Here is a 585-nt window from a genome sequence, read left to right on the forward strand (position 1 = left end):
TAACGCCCGGTTAAGGGGTTGACAACGCACCACTTAACTCAAAAAACACGCCGTAAACACTGAATTTCAATTTTGAACTAAAGTCGACGAGCGTTGGCAATCCCTCTTTAACCGTTTGTTATGCTTATTTTTTGAGCTTCACAACTTCACCACTCAATGCAACTCCAGCCATTACGGCTCCAGCACCACATTGAAAAGTATCGTTGCTTGAAGTGAGGTTATTTTTGTAATTTGATTTGATATTAACTACTGCATTTCCACCCTCTTTTATCGCTCTGTCTTTAAGAGCAATCATGGCGGAAAGAAAAACCCAATTGCACGCTTCTTCATCTGTTTTATTGAAAGCGTTCGTTTTTTTACTGGTTTTAAATTCACCTAATTCTTTGAGAACTTTGCCGTAACTCTGCTCGCCAAAGTAAAATGAAACTTCAGTGCCTAATTTAGATTTAGCCACTTCAGAGCTCATGGCCTTTGTAATCGAATAATTACCCACATCATCTCTAGCAAAAGTGTTAGATGAGAAGAAAGCCAGTGATGAAAGAGCTAGAATTGTTAATTTTTTCATTGTGATATATTCCAAAATAG

At 37.8% G+C, this 585-nt stretch carries 1 protein-coding gene; it reads right to left on the bottom strand.

Going from position 1 to position 585, the window contains the following annotated elements:
• Positions 1–124 precede the first annotated feature (124 nt).
• A complete protein-coding gene (locus AACR75_RS17805; RefSeq protein ID WP_029190018.1) occupies positions 125–565 on the bottom strand; it encodes a hypothetical protein in 441 nt (146 codons plus the stop codon).
• Between the last annotated feature and the right edge of the window lie 20 nt (positions 566–585).

Source organism: Vibrio sp. ZOR0018, assembly GCF_963865925.1.
Lineage (GTDB): Bacteria > Pseudomonadota > Gammaproteobacteria > Enterobacterales > Vibrionaceae > Vibrio > Vibrio anguillarum.